The organism is Deinococcus metalli (assembly GCF_014201805.1).
Classification (GTDB): Bacteria; Deinococcota; Deinococci; order Deinococcales; family Deinococcaceae; genus Deinococcus; species Deinococcus metalli.
This window is the reverse complement of the sequence record NZ_JACHFK010000008.1, coordinates 149,282-164,681: the sequence shown is the minus strand read 5'-3', so window position 1 is coordinate 164,681 and position 15,400 is coordinate 149,282. Positions and strand designations below refer to the sequence as shown.

Sequence of the window (15,400 nt, the reverse complement as noted above, 5' to 3'; positions counted from 1 at the left end):
CAAGAGGAGGAGTGGGTGTGGGGCCGCCCTGCCGGGAGCACCCGACCTGTGATCAGTTTAGCAAAGTGTGTGAAGATTCATTAAAGGTTTGGCACGTTTTCGAAGCCTGAACGCGGTTCATTCCATGTCAAGCGACCTGGGCAGGATCACGCCGTGCCCTGCCCGGCGCGCGTAGACTGCCCGGCATGCTCACCAAACGCATCATTCCCTGTCTGGACGTGCAGCGCGGCCGGGTGGTGAAAAACGTCCGGTTCTTCGAGAACCACCGCGACGCCGGCGACCCGCTGGCGCTCGCGCAGGCGTACGAGGCGCAGCAGGCGGACGAACTGGTGTTCTACGACATCACCGCCACGCACGAGGGCCGCAGCCTGATGCTGGACGTGGCCGCGCAGGTCGCGGAACAGGTCATGATGCCCCTGACCGTCGGCGGCGGGGTGGGTGCCCTGACGGACTTCCGGCAACTGCTGCTCGCGGGCGCGGACAAGATCAGCGTGAACTCTGGCGCGCTGACCCGCCCCGAGCTGATCCGCGAAGCCAGCGACCACCACGGCGCGCAGTGCGTGATGCTGTCCATTGACGCCAAGCGCCGCCCGGACGGTCACGGCTGGAACGTGTACCGCGCCGGCGGCCGCATCGACACCGGCCTGGACCTGATCGAGTGGGCCACCCGCGGGCAGGAGCTCGGCGCGGGCGAGATCTGCCTGAACGTGATGGACGCCGACGGCACCCGCGCCGGCTTCGACCTGGAGGCCACGCGCGCCGTGTCGCGGGCGGTCGACCTGCCGGTGATCGCGTCGGGCGGCGCGGGCCAGCTGTCGGACTTCCGGGACGTGCTGCTGGGCGGCGACGCCGGCGGGCAGGCCGACGCCGCGCTGGCCGCCAGCGTCTTCCACTTTGGAGAGTTGACGGTGCCGCAGGTGAAGGCCTATCTGCGCGGCCAGGGCCTGCCGGTGCGGCCCGAGTGGAGGGATGCATGAGCGGCCCGGCCCACAGCGCCACGCTGGACGACCTGCGCTTCGGCGCGGACGGCCTGATCCCGGTCGTCACGCAGGACGCCCGCACCGGCGCGGTGCTGATGCAGGCGTACGCGGACCGCGCGGCCATCGAGCGCACGCTGGACACGCGCGAGGCCACGTACTGGTCGCGCTCGCGCCACGAGCAGTGGATCAAGGGCGCGACCAGCGGGCATACCCAGCGCGTGGTGGACGTGCAACTCGACTGCGACGGCGACAGCGTGCTGTACCGCGTGGAGCAGCGTGGTCCCGCGTGCCACACCGGCGAGTATTCGTGCTTCCACCGCCCGCTCCAGACCGGTGAGGCCCCGGCCGCCGGCCTGGACGGCACGCTGGAGCGCGTGTACGGCACGATCAGCGAGCGCCTCGCCACCCTGCCGGAGCACAGTTACGTGGCGCGGCTGCACGCTGGCGGCCTTGACCGCGTGCTGAAAAAGATCGGCGAGGAAGCCGCCGAGGTCATCCTGGCCGCCAAGAACGCCGACCGCGCCGAACTGGCGACCGAGGCGGCGGACCTGATGTTCCACGTGCTGTTCGCCATGGCCGAGGTGGGCGTGTCGCCGGGCGACGTGGCCGCCGTGCTTCAGGGCCGCGAGGGCAAAACGGGGCTCAAGGGGCCGAAGGAAGTCGGGTAGCAGGACACGGCCAGGCCTGGACCGCCGTTCACGCGGGCGGACCGGCTGCCCCTGCCCGCACCCACGCGTCGTAGCCGCCGTCCAGTTCGCTGACCCGGAAGCCCTCGGCGCGCAGCACGCTCGCGGCGGCGGCGCTGCGGGCTCCGCCCTGGCAGTACACGAGGAGGTCGCGGCCTCGCGGCAGGGTCCCGAGCTGTCCCACCAGACGGCCGGCGTGCACATGCCGCGCTCCCGGCAGGTGCCCGGCCGCGTACTCGGTGGCCGTGCGGACGTCCAGCAGCAGCGCGTCCTCGGGCAACTCGCCCGGCGGGATCACGGTGGCCGGCGCAGGGTCCAGACCGTCCGCGCTCGCCGTGAAGCCCACCACGGCGTCGATGCCGACCATCCACAGGCGGCGGCGCAGGGCCTCGGCCCGGCCGGCGGGGGCAAGCAGCACGTATGCGCGGGCCGGGTCGAGCAGCCAGCCCGCCCACGTCTCCACGGTGGGACCGTCCGGGAGGTTCACGCTGCCGGCGGGCGCGCCGGCGTGGTGCTCGGCGCGCGGGCGGGTGTCGATCACGCGGGCACCGGCCGCGACGCGCGCCCGCACCGTCGCCGTGTCCAGCTCGGGCAGGGGCGACAGACCACCCAGCAGCGCGGGGCCGGCGCGGTTCTGCGCCTTTATGCGGGCGTAGTAGAGCGGGGCGTCCGGCTGCCCGGACAGCAGGTGCGCCGTGAAGGCCGCGTCGTCGCCGGCCGTCACCAGGGGCGCCCACCACCCCACGGCGCGCTCGTAGCCGACCGTGGTGCTGGGCACCGCGCCCAGGGCCTTGCCACACGCGCTGCCGGCGCCGTGGCCGGGCCAGACCTGCACAAAGTCCGGCAGCGTCAGGATGACGTCGCGCAGCGACGCGAACAGCTGGCGCGCGGCCGCGAAGCGCGTGTCCACCCCGCCCGCCGCCTCGTCGAGCAGGTCCGGGCGGCCGACGTCACCGACGAAGACGAAGTCGCCGGTGAAGAGCATCACGGGCTGCTCGCCGCGGGCGGAATCGGTCAGCAGGAACGACACGCTCTCGGGCGTGTGGCCGGGGGTGTGGAGCACGTCCACCCGCAGATTCCCGACCCTGAAGACGTCGCCGCCGCGCAGGCCGGTGTGTGGGAAGGCGTAGGCCCACTCAGGGCCGCCCTCGGCCGAGAGCAGGAGCTGCGCGCCAGTGGCGGCGGCGAGTTGGCGGCTGCCCGAGAGGTAGTCGGCGTGAATGTGCGTCTCGGTCACGTGCGTGACGCTCAGGCCCTGCGCCGCCGCCGCCCGCGTGTAGATGCCGACGTCCCGCACCGGGTCGATGACCAGCGCCTCGCCGCGGCGCTGGCAGCCCAGCAGGTAGGACGCCTGGGCCAGGTCCGGGTCGTAGAAGCGTTCGAAGTACATGGGCCCTCCTGGGAACCGGCCGGGAGCCGTGGCCGCCCGCGTCGCCTCGACAATAAACCCCCCGGGGGTATACTGTCAACGGGCCGCATCGGCTGATCCCCCGGACCGCGGAACCCGGGTGGCCCCACAGACGCCACGCTCCGACATGCGCGATACTGACGGCACGGCCGGCCCACGGCCGGACAGCGAAAGGACCTCCATGACCACCCCACCCAGTGTGCCCCCCCTCAGCGAAACCGACGACAAGGTGCTCAAGCGGCTGCGCCGCATCGAGGGCCAGGTCCGCGGCCTCCAGCGCATGATCGAGGAGGGCCGCGACTGCCACGACGTGCTGACCCAGCTCTCCGGCGTGCGCAGCGCCCTGGACGCGGCCGGCGAACAGATCCTGGAGCAGTACGCCTCCGGCTGCCGCGCGCACCCCGGCGAGACGATCACGCCGCAGGACGTGGTGCGCGCCGTGAAACTCCTGCGCGGCTAGACCACATGGGGCGGGCGCCGGTTGAGATCACCCTCAACCGGCGCCCGTTCTGGTTTTGGCTTCAGTTCGCCTGAACTGCCGCGAGCCGCCGCACGATCTCGGCCCTGGGCACCGCCCCCACGATGCGGTCGACGGGCTGCCCGCCCTTGAACACGATCATGGTCGGAATGCCCTGCACCTGAAATGACGCAGGCGTGCGCGGATTCTCGTCCACGTTCACCTTCACCACGCGCACCCGGCCGGCGTGCTCCCGGGCGATGTCCTCCAGCACCGGGCCGATCACGCGGCACGGCCCGCACCACGGCGCCCAGAAGTCCACGATGACTGGCACGCCCGCGTGGATATCGGCGGCGAAGGATTCGTCCGTGCCGTTGTGCAGCCACGGCAGGTTCTCGCCGCAGCGGGCGCACACCGGCACCTGGCGCTCCGGAACGGCCGACACGCGGTTCTTCGCGCCGCAGTGGGCGCAGGTCAGGACGTCGCTCATGGTCTACCCCTAGTCCTCTGGCTGTGCGCTCCAGGGCAGGGCCAGCCCCGGCTAGCCCCTCCGCTCCGGCCGCTCCCCGGGCGGCAGTTCGCTTCGCTCGGGTGAGGTCGGACACGCTGCCCGACCTCACCGCCGTCACGCATACTTGAGCGCCTCCATGAGTTCCTCGACGATCTCCACCGTGTCGCCGCGCTCGTGGGCGGTGGCGACGTGCGCCTCCAGATGCCCGCGCAGCACCACCTCGGTCGCGCCGCTCAGGGCGCCCTGCACGGCCTTGATCTGCCGCAGGACGTCCACGCAGTACACGTCCGGGGCGTCCAGCATGCGGACGATGCTCTCCAGGTGCCCGCGCGCGATGCTCAGGCGGCGACTGGCGCGCTTGCGGGCGTCCTCGGGCATACACAGTTTGCCCTCGACGTGGCAGTGCGGCGCGGCGTCCGCGGTCACGGCCGGGCCGCGAGCCACGCCGTGAAGCGGGCGATCTCGGTCGTCTGCGTCCGGACGATGTCGGCCGCCAGGGCGCGCACCTGCGCGTCGGCCGTGTGGGTGGGCGCCAGCCGCGCCATCTCGACGGCGCCGCGGTGGTGCGGAATCATGCCGGTCAGGAACCAGCGGTCGGTGCTGCCCATGATCTCCATCAGCTTGCCCATGCCCCGGGGCGCGTACTCCTGGCCGGTCCAGGCCCGCAGCCAGCCCTGCATGACGGCGATCTCGCGCTGCTGCGCCGTGATGATGGTCTGCGCGGCGGCCTTCACGCGGGGATCGGTGCCCCCCGCGACCTCCACGCGCGCCATGTCCACGGCCATCTGGTGGTGGTCGGCCATGAGCTGCGCGAAACGGATGTCGAAGGCGCGGCCGCTCAGGGGCTGGAGTTCGGCCGTCATGCGCTCGCCCATGGCCTGCATATCGGCGGCCATCGACATCTGCGCCATGCCCTGAACCGAGTGGTCCATGCCGGACATGGGTGCGCCGCCCCCGCCCGCCAGGGCCGCGCCGGTCAGCAGCAGGGTCAGAACCAGGGCCCGGTTCATGCGCCGGCGACCTGCGCCGCGTAGCCTTCCTCGCTCACGGCGGCGAGCATGGCCTGCGGGTCCGCGTCGCCCTGGACGGTGGCCCGGCCGCCCGGAAGGTCGACACTGACGGCCTGCACGCCGGGCACGGCCTTCAGGGCGCCCTCGACAGCTTTCACGCAGTGGCCGCAGCTCATGCCGGTGATGGTCAGTTCGGTGGTGGGGGTCTGGGTCGTCATGACCGGAGGCTAGACCCTCCCCCTGGGGATTGTCAACGACTATGGACGAACGCTCAACGCCCTGCTTGATCTGGTCAGTCAATGGGCGCTAGCCTGGAGCCATATCCCCCCAGGGGGGATCGGGAGGGCCATGAGCAAGACCGTCGAACTCGATATCCAGGGCATGACGTGCGCGGCGTGCGTGGGCCGCGTGGAACGCGCGCTGAAGAAGGCCGGGGGCGTGGAGGACGCCAGCGTGAACCTCGCCACCGAGCGCGCCACCGTGACCTACGACGCCGCGCAGACTGCCGTACCCGCCCTGGTCCAGACCGTGCAGGACGCGGGCTACGGCGCCCGCACGCTGCACACCGAACTGAGCGTGAGCGGCATGACCTGCGCCGCGTGCGTGACCCGGGTCGAGCGGGCGCTGCGCAAGGTGGACGGCGTGCTGGACGCCACCGTGAACCTCGCCACCGAGCGCGCCAGCGTGGACGCCCTGAGCGGCGTGAGCGCGGCGCAGCTGCGGGCCGCGGTCCGGAACGCCGGGTACGACGTGCTGGACACGGGCGCCGGCCCCTCGCGCGTGGACGTGGAACGTGAGGCGCGCGAGCGGGACGTGCGCGAGCTGCGCCGCGCGGTGACCGTCAGCGCCGCGTTCTCCGTGCCGCTGCTGCTGCTGGCGATGCTGCCCATGCTGTGGCCCGCGCTCGACATGTGGCTGATGGACCGCGTGGGCGCCCGGACCCTGAACGTGCTGATGCTCGCGCTGGCCGCGCCGGTGCAGTTCGGCCCCGGGCGGCGCTTCCTGCGCTCCGGCTGGGCGGCGCTGCGCCACCGCAGCCCCGACATGAACTCGCTGGTCATGCTCGGCACGCTGGCCGCGTTCGGGTACAGCGTCGCCGTGACCGCCCTGCCGGGCGCGTTCCCGGCGGGCAGCGCGCACGTGTACTTCGAGGCGTCCGGCGTGGTGATCACCCTGGTCCTGCTCGGCAAGTACGTCGAGGCGGTCGCCAAGGGCCGCACCAGCGAGGCGATGAAGACCCTGCTGGCCCTGCAACCGGCCACCGCCACGGTCCTCCGGGACGGCGCGGAGGTCGAGGTGCCGGTGGACGACGTGCTGGCCGGCGACCTGCTGCGCGTGCGGCCGGGCGGCAAGGTCCCGGTGGACGGCGAGGTCGTCACCGGCTCGTCGTGGGTGGACGAGAGCATGCTCACCGGCGAGAGTGTGCCGGTCGTCAAGGAGGTGGGCGCCGGCGTGACCGGCGGCACGCTGAACGGCACCGGCACCCTGACCGTCCGCGCCACCCGCGTGGGCACCGACACCGCGCTCGCGCAGATCATCCGGCTGGTGGAACGGGCGCAGGGCAGCAAGCCGCCCATCCAGGGCCTCGCGGACCGCGTGGTCGCCGTATTCGTGCCGGTCGTGCTGGTCATCGCCGCGCTGACCTTCCTGACGTGGCTGCTGCTGGGAGGTCCCGGCGCGCTGGCTCAGGCGCTGGTGCACGCAGTCGCGGTCCTGATCATCGCGTGCCCGTGCGCCATGGGCCTCGCCACGCCCACGTCCGTGATGGTCGGCACCGGGCGGGCGGCGGGCCTGGGCGTGCTGTTCCGCAGCGGCGCGGCGCTCGAGGCCCTGGGCCGTGTGAACGTCGTGGCGCTCGACAAGACCGGTACCCTGACGCTGGGCCACCCGGACCTGACCGATCTGCACGTGCGCTCCGGATTCGGGCGCTCCGAGGTGCTGCGCCTGATCGCGGGCGCCGAGCACGAGTCCGAGCATCCCATCGCCCGCGCGATTGTCGGCGCGGCCGAACGCGAGGGCCTGACGCTGCCGGGTGCCACGGACTTCCGCGCCCGGCCCGGCCTGGGCCTGGAGGCGACCGTGGACGGCCGCCGCGTACAGATCGGCGCCGACCGCTACATGCTGGAGCTGGGGCTGGGGCTGGACACCACACCCTTCGCAGCCCAGGCTGCCCGGCTGGCCGACGGGGGCCGCAGTCCGCTGTACGCCGCTGTGGACGGCCAGCTCGCTGCGCTGGTCGCCGTGGCGGACCCCGTGAAGCCCGGCAGCGCGCCGGCGGTCGCGGCGCTGCACGCCCAGGGCGTGACGGTCGCCATGGTCACCGGCGACCACGAGGGCACTGCGCGGGCCGTCGCGCGCACGCTGGGCATCGACACCGTGCACGCGGGCGTGCTGCCCGGCGGCAAGAGCGACGTGGTCACGGCCCTGCAAACGGGCGGGCAACGGGTCGCCTTCGTCGGGGACGGCATCAACGACGCGCCCGCGCTGGCGAGCGCCGACGTGGGCGTCGCCATCGGCACCGGCACGGACGTGGCCGTCGAGACGGCGGACGTGATCCTGATGGCCGGCGACCTGCGCGGCGTACCGAACGCCGTCGCCCTCAGCCGCGCCACGCTGCGGAACATCCGCCTGGGCCTGTTCTGGGCCTTCGCGTACAACACCGTGTTGATCCCGGTCGCGGCGGGCGTGCTGTCGCCCGTGGGCGTGACCCTGAATCCGGTGCTGGCGGCGGCGGCCATGGGCCTGAGCAGCGTGTTCGTGCTGGGCAACGCCCTGCGCCTGCGCGGCTTCCGGCCACCTGTGACGGCTTCCGCCGCCCAGGTACCGGCCGTGGGCCGCGCCGTGCCGGCCTGACGCCCTCCACAGTGAGGCCGCGCCATCCGGGGGAACACCGGGCGGCGCGGCCTCTGACTTGATGGGTGAGAACGAGCCCTGCATCCTGAGTGCTCGCCTGTGAAGAGAACCCGAGTCTGTCAGGCTGGCGTGACGGGACTCTGACTACTTGTCCTCGGTCAGGGCGAAGCCCCGGCTGAACTGCTCCTGGAGCGCCGTGAAGACCAGCAGGGGCGGCACGGCCGTGATGATCGCGCCGGCCATCACCGCGCCCCAGTCGGTCTGGCCGCCCACCTCGATCAGCTTGCGCAGGCCCACCTGCACGACCTGCTTGTCGTCCTGCTGCATGATCACCAGCGGCCAGATGTACTGGTCCCAGCCGTACACGAACTGGATCACAGCCAGCGCCCCAATGGTGTTCCAGCTCATGGGCACCAGCACCCGGGTCAGGAAGGTCAGCGGGCCGCAGCCGTCGATGCGCGCCGCGTCGGCCAGCGACGTGGGGATGTTCATGAAGTGCTGCCGGAACAGGAATGTGCCAGTGGCACTCGCCAGGAACGGCACAATGATTGCCGCGTAGGTGTTCGCCCACTTCAGGTCGCGGCTGACCAGGTCGAACAGCGCGATGATCAGCACCTCGGTCGGGAGCATGAGCGAGAGCAGCACCAGCCCGAAGGCCACGCCCTTGAGGGGAAAGCGGAAGTACACGAAGGCCAGCGCGGCCAGCAGCGCCAGGACGGTCTTGCCGACCGTGACGCTCAGGGCCACGATCAGCGAGTTCGTCATGTAGCGGCCCAGGTGCGCGCCGCTCCACACCGACTCCAGATTGCGGAAGAACGCGCCGCCCGGAATCAGGCTGGGGCTCAGGACCGCGCTGGAGTCCTGCGTGGCCTTGATCAGCGCGAAGATCAGCGGCGCGCTGATGATCAGCACTGCGAGGATCAGCGCGAGGTGCGTGGGCCACGTGCGGCGGTGCGCCGGCGCGTGGGCCGGGACCGCGGCTCTGGACGTCACCGGTTTAAGCGCCACGGTGTTCACGCTCCATAGTGCACCCGCCGTTCGCCCACCCGGAACTGCATGACGGTGATGAACGCGACCAGCGCGAGCATCAGCGCGGCCTGCGCGGCGGCCGCCCCGGTCTTGAAGTTCACGAAGCCGTCCTGGTACAGCTGATACACCAGGAAGGTCGTGATCCCCGCGTGCCCCACATACGGCCCGCCGCGCGTGAGGATGTCGGTCAGCGCGAAGGAATCGAACAGTGCGGAGATGATGTTCGTGAACACCAGGAAGAACGTGATGGGGCTCAGCAGCGGGAAGGCAACCCGCCAGAACACCTGCCGGGGCGTGGCCCCGTCGATCTGCGCGGCCTCCATCACGTCGCCCGGCAGGTTCTGGATGCTCGCCAGGTAGAACACGATGTTGTACGCCAGACCCTTCCAGATGGACGCCAGCGTGACCAGCCCGAAGGCGAGGATGGGCGTGTCCAGCCAGCGCGGCTGCACGTGGAAGGCCGCGCGCAGCACCTGGTTCACCACCCCGATCTCCGGGTTGAACAGAAACAGCCACAGCGTCCCGGCAATCGCCGGGCTCAGCGCGTAGGGATAGATCAGCAGCAGGCGGTAGGTCTTGGCGCCGCGGATGGGCCGGCTCGCCAGCCACGCCAGCGACAGCGAGCACAGCAGGCCCCCCGCGACGGTCAGCACCGTGAACACCAGGGTCTGGAACGCCACCTGCTGGTACGCCGGGCTGGCGAGCAGGCCGGCGAAGTTGCCCAGGCCCACGAACTGCTCGGTGCCCAGGATCACGTTGGCGCGGAACGCGGCCAGGCGCAGGGTCCGCAGCGCCGGCAGGTAGATGAACACCGCCAGGATCAGCAGGGTGGGCAGCAGGAATAGCCACGGCAGCGCAGCGCCCCGGAAGACGGCACGCTCCTCGGACGGCGCGGCGCGGGCGGCGGGTTTCAGCACGGGAACAGCCTCATGGAACCTCCAGGGAAGCGGGGAATTCACGTGCGGCCCGCCCCCCGGACAGGGAAGGCGAGCCGCGCGTTTCGAGCAGGAAGCCAATGGATTCCGACACAGGGACGGAATCCAAGGTAGTCAGTCTTACTTGAAGTTCGCGCTGTACTCGCTCAGGGCGGCGTCCACGCGGGTCTTGGCCTCGGCCTGGGCGGCGTCCACACTCTGGCCGCCCAGCACCTTCTGCAGCCCCTCTTCGATGATGGTGCGCGTCTGGATGGCCGCGCCGTTCAGGCCGCCGGCCGTGGCGGAGCTGGGCACGGTCTTGAGCAGCTGGTTGAACGCCACGAGTTGCAGCGGGGTCTGCGTGAACCAGCCCTGCGAACGCAGAGAGTTGATGCTGCTCTGGCGCACCGGGTAGTAGCCGGTCAGCTTGTGCCAGTCGGCCATGTTCTTGGTGCTCGTCATGTACAGCGCGAAGTCCAGCGCCGCTTCCGCCTGCGGCTTGCTGACGCCCTTGGAGATCCACAGGCTCGCCCCGCCGATCACCACGCCGTTGCGCTTGCTGCCGTCCGGGATGGGCAGCACGCCCACGCCCAGCTTGAAGCCGGCCTTCTTGGCCGAGTCCATCTGGTTGCCCAGGTCCGCGGTCGAGTTGATGGTGAACACGGCCTTCTGGTTGGAGAAGATCGCGTTGGTGCCGTCGGTGTCGGCCAGCTTGCCCGAGTACGTCTCGTAGCCGCCGTCCTGCAGGTTCTTGAAGAACTGGAAGATCTTCTTGGCGGCGGCGCTGTCGAGGTTGCTGGCCGTGGCGCGGCTGTCGCGGCCGTTGCCGTTGTTGACCAGCGGCGCGCCCTGCTCGGCCATCCACTGCTCGAAGAGCCAGCCGTAGACCGGGACGGCCGCGCACTTGGCCTCCAGGCCCGCCGCCTTGATCTTCGCGCAGGCCTTGAGCAGCCCGCTGAAGGTCGTGGGCGGCGTCTTGGGGTCCAGGCCCGCTTTCTTCATCAGGTCCTGGTTGAAGTACAGCACCGGGCTCGACGAGTTGAACGGCAGCGAGTTCACCTTGCCCTGAATGGTGTAGTAGTTGATGACCGGCTTGATGTAATCGCTGAAGTCCACGTTCTTGATGGAGCTGACCGGCTGGAACGCGCCGCTGTCGAGCGCGAGTTGACTGCCGACCTCGAAGATCTGCACCAGCGCCGGGGCCTTGCCCTGACGCGCGGCCAGGATGGTCGCCTGCAGCGAGTCGTTGTAGCTGCCCTTGTAGGTGGGCATGATCTTCACGTCGGAGTGGGTCTTGTTGTACTCGTCAGCCCGGGCCTGGATCCAGCCGGAGCGCTTGGCGTCCCCGAACGAGTGCCAGAACTCCACGGTGGTCTGCGCGGAGGCGGTGCCCAGCATGGCCAGCGTCAGCAGTATTCTTTTCATGGGAATCACAGTAAGCGCCCACAATCATGGGCTTGTCAAGCGTCTGGGACGGCATCCAGGGGCTTATGGCGTCGTGCCACGGAGGTGTCAGCGCGCGGTCAGGAGCACGTCAGGCAGGTCCCCGATCAGGGCGCTCACGCCCAGCTGTGTCAGGCGCGCGACGTCCGCCGGCTCGTTGACGGTCCAGGTGTTCACGCGCCAGCCCCGGCGCTGCGCGCGCGTCATCAGCGCCGCGTCGATCAGCGAGTGGTGCGGGTGCAGCGCCACGCAGTCGGCGGCGCGCATGGCGAGCGGCACCGCGTCCAGCGGCCCGCGGGCGTAGGTCTTGTGGTACAGGAAGCCGCGCTCGATGTCCGGGGCGGCCTGCCGGGCGGCCACCAGCACCAGCGGATTGAAGGAGCTCAGGATCACGTGCCGGGCCAGGCCGTGCGCGCGGATGGCGTCCAGCGAGCGCGGCACCCGGTCGTCCGGCCGCGCGGACTCGTACTTGAGTTCCACGTTCACGTACGCGCCCGTGTCGGCCGCCCACGCCAGCGCGGCGTCCAGGGTGGGCACCTCGGCCGGCAGCTCGTCCAGGGTCAGGAACGGCAACAGGCGCCCGTCGGGCAGCGCCTCGTCATGGTGGATGACCAGCGTGCCGTCGGCCAGGCGCCGCACGTCCAGCTCCACGCCGTCCAGACCGGCGTCCAGGGCCGCCTGAAAGCCCGCCAGGGTGTTCTCGCGGTGAAGCCGGGGAGTGCCCCGGTGGCCGAGGAGCAGAGGGGTCATGGGTGCAGAGTAGCGAAGTCGCCCCGCCGCGGTGCCGGAGCGCGCCCCCTTGACCCTGCCCCTGGGGCAGCCCCCATGCTGGACCCACCTCCGGAGGCCCGCCCATGACCCAGCCCACGCCGCCCTCTCCCACCGCCGCCCTGATGGGCATCGGAGCCTTCGCGCAGGCCACCCGCCTGAGCCTCAAGGCGCTGCGCCTGTACGACGACCTGGGCCTGCTGCCGCCCGCCCACGTGGACGCCCAGACCGGTTACCGCCACTACCACCCGGACCAGCTGGGCACCGCCCGCGTGATCGGCCTGCTGCGGCAGCTGGACATGCCGCTCAGCACCATCCGCAGTGTGCTGGACGCCCCGGCCGGCGCCCGCCCCACCCTGATCCGCGGGTACTGGGAGGGCGCCGAGCGCCAGCACGGCCAGCACCGCGCCCTCGCCCAGTACGTCCTGAACACCCTGGAAGGAGCCACCATGCAGGAGACCTTTACCGTGCACACCCGCGACCTCCCCACCCGCCAGCTCGCCACCATCCAGCGCCGGGTGTTCCAGCCGGAACTCGACGGCTTCCTGCCGCCCAGCATCGGCCGACTGATCGGGTTCATTCCCGCGCAGGGCGCCGTGGTGGCCGGAGCACCCTTCGTGATCTATCACGGCGCCGTGACGGCCGACAGCGACGGCCCCGTCGAGGTGTGCGTTCCCTACACCGGGGCGCTGACCCCCACCGGCGACATCACCCTGCGCGAGGAGGCCGCGCACCACGAGGCCTACGTGACCGTCACGCGGCGGCAGTTCGAGTTCCCCACCATCCTGGAAGCCTTCGACGCGACCGGCGCCTACGCCGACGCCCACGGCGGCCGCAGCCCCCTGACGTGCCGCGAGGTCTACCCCTACGCGTGGGACGGCGCCGGGCCGGACGACCCCGCCGGCGAGGTCGCGTGGCCGTACACGCCGAGCGCGACCTGACCCGCCCGGCGCACGCCCGGCTGCCCTACCCTGACGTATGGCGTACGCCGACACCCTGGGCCTGAGTGTGCTGGAAGCCGCCCCCGAGCGTACCCGCGTGACCGTCCCCGTGACGGACGCGGGTGTGAACATGCACGGCACGGCGCACGGCGGCCTGATCTTCAGCGTGGCCGACGAGGCCTTCGCGGTCATCAGCAACCTGCACGCGCAGGCCGTGGCGATTGAGACCCACCTGAGCTTCTTCCGCGCCGCGCGCCCCGGCGACGTGCTCGTGGCGACCGCCACGCCCGAGCGTGTGGGCCGGACGCTCGCCACATACCGCGTCGAGATCCGCAACGGCGAGGAGGGTGACCTGCTCGCGCTGTTCACCGGCACGGTGAGCCGGCGGGAGAAAGAGGATCAGACCTGACGCGAGGGCTCAGGGCAGCGTGACGGCCTGCCCGCTACGGCTGGCGTCGTACGCGGCCAGGACGACGGCCAGCGCGTCCAGGCCCTCCTGACCGCTGGCGAGGAGGGTCGGGACGTGGCCCCGGCACACGCCCACGAACTCGCGCAGCATGGCGGCGTTCAGGTCGGGGCCGAAGCCGGCCCACTGCCGCCCGCGCGCGTTCGTCACGTGCAGGTGCTCGGCAAAGGCGTCCAGCGAGCGCAGGCCGGCGGTGCCGGTCACATCGAGCTTGAGGTGACCCCAGCGCGGGTACGTGCGCGGCCGGCTCCACGAACAGTCGATGGTGGCGACCGCGCCCGACACCAGGGTCAGCGTGACCAGTCCGGCGGCGTCCGCGTGTTCGTGGCCCGGCACCGTCCACTCGGGCACGGAGCGCAGCTGCGCCCGGACGCCCTGCACGCGCTCGCCGAAGTGGTGCAGCAGATCAGCGATGTGGATGATGTGGTCCATGCCCGCACCGCCCCCGGCCAGGGCGGGGTCGCTGAACCACGCGCGCTCGTGGTCCGGCGCGACGGAGTGGTTCACGCCGCTGTACGCGAGCGGCGCGCCGAGCTGCCCCGCCCGCAACTGCGCTCGCAGGCTCTGCACGGCGGGCGAATAGCGCACCGGGAACGCGGCGTGGACGGTCACGCCAGCTTGCGCACACGCATCCAGCAGGGCCTGCGCGTCCGCGAGGGTCGTGGCGATGGGCTTCTCGCACAGCACGTGGGCACCGGCCTGCGCGGCGGCCTCGACGTAGCGGAGGTGATGGACCGTCTCGCTGCACACGAGCACGCCGTCCGGACGCCACTCCAGCAGCTCCGCGAGGGGTCGGTGCCGCAGACCGGTGCCCGCCGCGAAGTCCTGAGCGAGGGCCGGATCGTCCTCCGCGAAGCCGACGATGTCGAGGTCCGGCTGGGCCGTGAGCCACGCCGCGTAGCCGTCCGCGTGCACATGCGCGACGCCCAGCAGCGCGATCCGCACGGGGGTCATGGGGTCACCCCCACCGGCTGCCCGGTCTGGATGCTGCGGCCCACCGCGAGGGCCACGGCCAGCGACGCGCGGGCGTCCCCCGGCTCGATCAGGAACGGGGTGCCGCTCTCCAGCGCGTCGTAGGCGTGCCACAGTTCGGCGGCGTAGGGATCGTCCGCACCCAGGTCCGGCAGCGCGGCGCCGTCCTGCTCGGGCGGCGGCGCGGCCACGCCGTGGGCCTGGAGAGGCGGCGCTGCGGCCGACGTCCACTCGATCACGCCCGCCGTGCCGGCGATGTCCAGATGCGTGCGGAACACGCCGGGCGGCGCGGCCCACCCGCCCTCGACCAGGGTGACGGCGCCGCCCGCGTGGGTCAGCGTGGCGTGAACCGTCACGCGGCTGCCCCGGCGGGCCTCCACGGCGCACACACTCCGCACCTCCCCGGCGATCCAGCGGGCGTAGTCGAGGTCATGGATCAGCAGGTCGAGGGGCACGCCGCCGCTCTGGGCCTCGTCCAGCAGCCAGCTGCCGGCGGGCGGCGGCGAGGACAGCCGGCCCAGGCGCAGCACGCGGGGCGAGCCGATGGCCCCGGCCTGCACCTGTTCCCACGCCGCCCGGTACTGCGGGAAGAAGCGCAGGACGTGCGCCACGAACAGCCGCACGCCGCCCTCCCGGCACGCCTGGATCATGCGGTCGGCGTCGTCCAGCGTGCGGGCCAGGGGCTTCTCGCAGATCACGTGCCGGCCCGCGCGGGCGGCCTGCACCGCGTAGTCGACGTGCGTCGGGGTCGGCGTGCACAGGTCGACCACGTCCACCTCGGACAGAAGCCCGTCCACGGTCGGGGACGCGTGCAGGCCGTGCTGGGCGGCGAAAGCGCGGGCGCGCTCGTCCGGAGTGTATACGGCGACCAGCACCCCGGGCCGCTGCGCCCAGGCCTGGGCGTGCACGCTGCCCATCACGCCCGTGCCGATCAGACCGACGCGCCTCATGCCCACGCTCCG

Annotated in this window: 17 protein-coding genes; 6 read left to right on the top strand and 11 right to left on the bottom strand. The window is 71.7% G+C overall.

The window, feature by feature from the left end; genetic code table 11:
* Positions 1 to 185: 185 nt before the first annotated feature.
* Positions 186 to 977: an imidazole glycerol phosphate synthase subunit HisF gene (gene hisF / locus HNQ07_RS15955; RefSeq protein ID WP_184113556.1), complete on the top strand. Its 792-nt coding sequence runs from the start codon at positions 186 to 188 to the stop codon at positions 975 to 977.
* The gene (gene hisIE, locus HNQ07_RS15950; RefSeq protein ID WP_184113554.1) at positions 974 to 1,648 is read left to right on the top strand and encodes a bifunctional phosphoribosyl-AMP cyclohydrolase/phosphoribosyl-ATP diphosphatase HisIE; all 675 of its coding nucleotides are present in this window, start codon (positions 974 to 976) and stop codon (positions 1,646 to 1,648) included. Before hisF ends, hisIE begins: the two co-directional genes overlap by 4 nt.
* Positions 1,649 to 1,676: 28 nt before the next feature.
* Here the strand turns inward: hisIE and HNQ07_RS15945 are convergent, their stop codons facing one another.
* Positions 1,677 to 3,056, bottom strand: a complete 1,380-nt coding sequence (locus tag HNQ07_RS15945) for an MBL fold metallo-hydrolase (protein WP_184113553.1) — start codon at positions 3,054 to 3,056, stop codon at positions 1,677 to 1,679.
* Positions 3,057 to 3,255: 199 nt separating this feature from the next.
* On the opposite strand from HNQ07_RS15945, the gene HNQ07_RS15940 reads away from it, so the two are divergent.
* Positions 3,256 to 3,534, top strand: a complete 279-nt coding sequence (locus HNQ07_RS15940; RefSeq protein WP_184113552.1) for a metal-sensitive transcriptional regulator — start codon at positions 3,256 to 3,258, stop codon at positions 3,532 to 3,534.
* 61 nt (positions 3,535 to 3,595) lie between these two features.
* Here HNQ07_RS15940 and trxC read toward each other — a convergent pair whose 3' ends face one another.
* The 4 genes from trxC to HNQ07_RS15920 all read right to left on the bottom strand — a co-directional run bounded on the left by trxC (position 3,596) and on the right by HNQ07_RS15920 (position 5,270).
* Positions 3,596 to 4,021, bottom strand: coding sequence for a thioredoxin TrxC (trxC, locus tag HNQ07_RS15935; RefSeq protein ID WP_184113551.1), 426 nt, complete (start codon positions 4,019 to 4,021; stop codon positions 3,596 to 3,598).
* Positions 4,022 to 4,156: 135 nt separating this feature from the next.
* Positions 4,157 to 4,420: a metal-sensitive transcriptional regulator gene (locus HNQ07_RS15930; RefSeq protein ID WP_184113662.1), complete on the bottom strand. Its 264-nt coding sequence runs from the start codon at positions 4,418 to 4,420 to the stop codon at positions 4,157 to 4,159.
* 44 nt (positions 4,421 to 4,464) lie between these two features.
* Entirely contained in the window at positions 4,465 to 5,052 is a 588-nt protein-coding gene (locus tag HNQ07_RS15925) for a DUF305 domain-containing protein (RefSeq protein ID WP_184113550.1), read from the bottom strand.
* The gene (locus tag HNQ07_RS15920) at positions 5,049 to 5,270 is read right to left on the bottom strand and encodes a CopZ family metallochaperone (protein WP_184113549.1); all 222 of its coding nucleotides are present in this window, start codon (positions 5,268 to 5,270) and stop codon (positions 5,049 to 5,051) included. The genes HNQ07_RS15925 and HNQ07_RS15920 overlap by 4 nt, the downstream gene beginning before the upstream one ends.
* Before the next feature lie 130 nt (positions 5,271 to 5,400).
* On the opposite strand from HNQ07_RS15920, the gene HNQ07_RS15915 reads away from it, so the two are divergent.
* Positions 5,401 to 7,905 (top strand): heavy metal translocating P-type ATPase, encoded by a 2,505-nt coding sequence (locus tag HNQ07_RS15915; RefSeq protein WP_184113547.1) that lies wholly within the window; start codon positions 5,401 to 5,403, stop codon positions 7,903 to 7,905.
* A gap of 144 nt (positions 7,906 to 8,049) precedes the next feature.
* Here HNQ07_RS15915 and HNQ07_RS15910 read toward each other — a convergent pair whose 3' ends face one another.
* The 4 genes from HNQ07_RS15910 to HNQ07_RS15895 form a co-directional block, all read right to left on the bottom strand.
* Positions 8,050 to 8,898 carry a carbohydrate ABC transporter permease gene (locus tag HNQ07_RS15910; RefSeq protein ID WP_184113545.1) on the bottom strand — a complete coding sequence of 283 codons (849 nt, stop codon included), beginning with the start codon at positions 8,896 to 8,898 and terminating at the stop codon, positions 8,050 to 8,052.
* 20 nt (positions 8,899 to 8,918) lie between these two features.
* The gene (locus HNQ07_RS15905) at positions 8,919 to 9,851 is read right to left on the bottom strand and encodes a carbohydrate ABC transporter permease (protein ID WP_184113543.1); all 933 of its coding nucleotides are present in this window, start codon (positions 9,849 to 9,851) and stop codon (positions 8,919 to 8,921) included.
* A 138-nt stretch (positions 9,852 to 9,989) separates the two neighbouring features.
* Positions 9,990 to 11,273, bottom strand: coding sequence for an ABC transporter substrate-binding protein (locus HNQ07_RS15900; protein WP_184113541.1), 1,284 nt, complete (start codon positions 11,271 to 11,273; stop codon positions 9,990 to 9,992).
* A gap of 87 nt (positions 11,274 to 11,360) precedes the next feature.
* Positions 11,361 to 12,041, bottom strand: coding sequence for a glycerophosphodiester phosphodiesterase (locus HNQ07_RS15895; protein WP_184113539.1), 681 nt, complete (start codon positions 12,039 to 12,041; stop codon positions 11,361 to 11,363).
* Between the two features lie 104 nt (positions 12,042 to 12,145).
* Between HNQ07_RS15895 and HNQ07_RS15890 the strand changes: the two genes are divergently transcribed.
* Positions 12,146 to 13,000 (top strand): MerR family transcriptional regulator, encoded by an 855-nt coding sequence (locus HNQ07_RS15890; RefSeq protein WP_184113537.1) that lies wholly within the window; start codon positions 12,146 to 12,148, stop codon positions 12,998 to 13,000.
* 37 nt (positions 13,001 to 13,037) lie between these two features.
* Positions 13,038 to 13,409 carry a hydroxyphenylacetyl-CoA thioesterase PaaI gene (paaI, locus tag HNQ07_RS15885; protein WP_184113535.1) on the top strand — a complete coding sequence of 124 codons (372 nt, stop codon included), beginning with the start codon at positions 13,038 to 13,040 and terminating at the stop codon, positions 13,407 to 13,409.
* 9 nt (positions 13,410 to 13,418) lie between these two features.
* Here paaI and HNQ07_RS15880 read toward each other — a convergent pair whose 3' ends face one another.
* Positions 13,419 to 14,420, bottom strand: a complete 1,002-nt coding sequence (locus tag HNQ07_RS15880; RefSeq protein ID WP_184113533.1) for a Gfo/Idh/MocA family protein — start codon at positions 14,418 to 14,420, stop codon at positions 13,419 to 13,421.
* The gene (locus HNQ07_RS15875; protein WP_184113531.1) at positions 14,417 to 15,388 is read right to left on the bottom strand and encodes a Gfo/Idh/MocA family protein; all 972 of its coding nucleotides are present in this window, start codon (positions 15,386 to 15,388) and stop codon (positions 14,417 to 14,419) included. Before HNQ07_RS15875 ends, HNQ07_RS15880 begins: the two co-directional genes overlap by 4 nt.
* Between the last annotated feature and the right edge of the window lie 12 nt (positions 15,389 to 15,400).

Excerpts from the sequence above, each read along its gene's own strand:
- hisF (WP_184113556.1), top strand. The coding sequence starts at position 186 with ATGCTCACCAAACGCATCATTCCCTGTCTGGACGTGCAGCGCGGCCGG.
- hisIE (WP_184113554.1), top strand. The coding sequence starts at position 974 with ATGAGCGGCCCGGCCCACAGCGCCACGCTGGACGACCTGCGCTTCGGC.
- HNQ07_RS15945 (WP_184113553.1), bottom strand. The coding sequence starts at position 3,056 with ATGTACTTCGAACGCTTCTACGACCCGGACCTGGCCCAGGCGTCCTAC.
- HNQ07_RS15940 (WP_184113552.1), top strand. The coding sequence starts at position 3,256 with ATGACCACCCCACCCAGTGTGCCCCCCCTCAGCGAAACCGACGACAAG.
- trxC (WP_184113551.1), bottom strand. The coding sequence starts at position 4,021 with ATGAGCGACGTCCTGACCTGCGCCCACTGCGGCGCGAAGAACCGCGTG.
- HNQ07_RS15930 (WP_184113662.1), bottom strand. The coding sequence starts at position 4,420 with ATGCCCGAGGACGCCCGCAAGCGCGCCAGTCGCCGCCTGAGCATCGCG.
- HNQ07_RS15925 (WP_184113550.1), bottom strand. The coding sequence starts at position 5,052 with ATGAACCGGGCCCTGGTTCTGACCCTGCTGCTGACCGGCGCGGCCCTG.
- HNQ07_RS15920 (WP_184113549.1), bottom strand. The coding sequence starts at position 5,270 with ATGACGACCCAGACCCCCACCACCGAACTGACCATCACCGGCATGAGC.
- HNQ07_RS15915 (WP_184113547.1), top strand. The coding sequence starts at position 5,401 with ATGAGCAAGACCGTCGAACTCGATATCCAGGGCATGACGTGCGCGGCG.
- HNQ07_RS15900 (WP_184113541.1), bottom strand. The coding sequence starts at position 11,273 with ATGAAAAGAATACTGCTGACGCTGGCCATGCTGGGCACCGCCTCCGCG.
- HNQ07_RS15895 (WP_184113539.1), bottom strand. The coding sequence starts at position 12,041 with ATGACCCCTCTGCTCCTCGGCCACCGGGGCACTCCCCGGCTTCACCGC.
- HNQ07_RS15890 (WP_184113537.1), top strand. The coding sequence starts at position 12,146 with ATGACCCAGCCCACGCCGCCCTCTCCCACCGCCGCCCTGATGGGCATC.
- paaI (WP_184113535.1), top strand. The coding sequence starts at position 13,038 with ATGGCGTACGCCGACACCCTGGGCCTGAGTGTGCTGGAAGCCGCCCCC.
- HNQ07_RS15880 (WP_184113533.1), bottom strand. The coding sequence starts at position 14,420 with ATGACCCCCGTGCGGATCGCGCTGCTGGGCGTCGCGCATGTGCACGCG.
- HNQ07_RS15875 (WP_184113531.1), bottom strand. The coding sequence starts at position 15,388 with ATGAGGCGCGTCGGTCTGATCGGCACGGGCGTGATGGGCAGCGTGCAC.